This is a genomic window from Methyloceanibacter sp. (assembly GCF_058506495.1).
Genome location: NZ_JBZMXT010000176.1, coordinates 1 through 2103, shown reverse-complemented (window position 1 = coordinate 2103; position 2103 = coordinate 1). Strand labels below are relative to the sequence as shown.

The following is a 2103-nucleotide window of genomic DNA, read 5'->3' as shown; positions in this document are numbered from 1 at the left end:
CGCCAAAACTCGTAGCGAATGAATGGGCTTGATCTGATCGTCGCAAAGCCAACAACAACGACTAGGCCAATCAAAGCCAGGAGGCCCGTTCGAAGTCGATTGCTTGAAAGCATGCCCCATAGTCGATCCCACGCCGCATGGGGATCGACGAACAACGTCTCTGCCACATAGAACAAGGGGTGTAAGATGACGAAGCCGAAAAGCACGAGAGCTGCAATCCGATGGAAACCCATCGTGCGGTCAAGACCGACTTGGCCTGAAATGCGTTCGTAGCGCCCTGAGCTCAGAAATTGCAAAAACAGCAGTGACGTAGCCGTCAGGCCGAGTGCCGTGCCGAACTCGGTGAGTGGAGATGCTGGCGTGATCCTACCCATGATGGACACGACTAAAATAGGTAGCAATGCCGCCAAGATATAAGCGCCTGCGAGCGCCTTGCCTGGCAGCCCTGGCAACTTGGGGAGTACGCGGTCATTAAGCTTGGAGGTTTTCAAGGGCGGCCATACTCAGACACGTTTCCAGTTTTTTGGAAGATGCGGGTTGTCCAGTTCTCGCGCCAGGAAAAATTACGGGGTACGTCCGCCTTTCGCGCATGGCGGACATCAATCGCGAGGCTGAGGACTGCCGCTTGCGGGTGCAAAGCGGACGTGCCTGCTCCTCACACCGATGTCGGCCAATGACCCAAAGCGGACTTCGGATGGCTGCCTCAAAGCTCTGCGGAGAGCGTCTCGGTTTCGATGGAGCAATCGGCTCGCGGCTCGGCTCCCTCACGGCGAACGCGCTCGATGTCTAATCGTGCTGCATCCATTGCTTGTCTGAACTCCGCGTTGGCATGCAGCCTCGCGACCGCGGCTGCACCCACCAGTCGTCCTGCCACAACGTCGCTGTACCAATGCGCATTGCACACATTGCGGCTCTCGCCGAAGGCGCGGCCTCTAGCTAGGATTTCCTCAGCACGGTCCGGGGCTAGTTCAGTGAGAATAAGCGCCCAACCCCATCCAATCGCCGTGTGGCCTGAAGGGTACGATCCGTCTTTTCGCAATGCCTCCTCATCGTCCGGTGTGCACACGGGAGTATCACTGACCATAAAGGGGCGTTCTCTGGCGTAAGCATTCTTTGCGGAATAAGGAGCTAACCCTATGTCGGTAAGTGTGCGTCTGAGCAGCATGTAGAGAGCGGGGGTGTTTTGTTCACTCACCGAAATGCCGAGGGCGCAAGAGAATGTGTCTGCGGCCGCTGGGAAAGCCAAGTCTGCGTCCTGAATGGCCAAATCCCAACGGCCGGTCCCGCGTAGCTCCAGCATCCGCTCGCCCCAGGCCGTATCCATCGCCTGAAGAGCCGAGGCCTCTCCAGGAGCAGGAGGCACGAAGACCTTGCTGTCCAGTTGCTCCTCCTTGGGCAGATAGCCCTCCAGCATCCCCGGCATAATCTCTTTGACCTGTTCCCCCGCCGAGGCTGTGGCGTTTCCCGACGGGGGCTCAGCCAATGCACCACAGGGGATAAGAACAGTAGCCACCAGAGTGACGACAACAAATCGGAGTGATGATCTCATTGGAGGTCTCTCAGTTCGTTGACCCGTGCCGTTGCATCGCGTCGAGGACCTTGCCAGACAAGGTTCTCTCCACGTCAATCCTATCGGCGGCTGCGAGAATGACGTCAGCGATCCGGTAGCCGGACAAAGCCAGACGCCGGGCGGCGACCTCCTGTAGCTTCTCCCAATACTCCTCCGGCACGGCTGGAGCCTCATCCACGGGAGATACCCCTTCGAGGATGTACTTCACCATGTTGCCGACCACTCTGTCGGGGTCTGCATCCAGGTTGGGATCGGGAACGGTCTCAATGTCGTAGGCCCAATCAATAGCGACCTGGTGACTTGCCTTCGCCCATTTCTCAAAATCGCTTGGTCCCTCGAAGGCGGCCAGCTCGGGTAATGAAGAGCGCGGATACTGCTCCATGATTTCGCGGGCATATTCGTCAACATCTTCCAACTTAGTTGACCGCCGCGTATTGCTGTCCCAGAGGATATGCAACGGCATGGCTGAGTCTCTCATTGGATCCCAGACATAAGCCAATGTGCCCGCAGCGTTTCCGGTCGGAAAATCCTTT

The 2103-nt window shown here is 57.7% G+C and carries 3 protein-coding genes; all 3 read right to left on the bottom strand.

The window, feature by feature from the left end; all coding sequences use genetic code 11:
- A partial coding sequence (locus AC33YF_RS13775; protein ID WP_491777785.1) for a ferric reductase-like transmembrane domain-containing protein occupies positions 1-491 on the bottom strand: 491 nt, incomplete at its 3' end.
- A gap of 212 nt (positions 492-703) precedes the next feature.
- Positions 704-1549, bottom strand: coding sequence for an acid phosphatase (locus tag AC33YF_RS13770; protein ID WP_491777784.1), 846 nt, complete (start codon positions 1547-1549; stop codon positions 704-706).
- 10 nt (positions 1550-1559) lie between these two features.
- On the bottom strand, positions 1560-2103 hold a 544-nt coding region (locus AC33YF_RS13765), incomplete at its 5' end, for a S1/P1 nuclease (protein ID WP_491777783.1).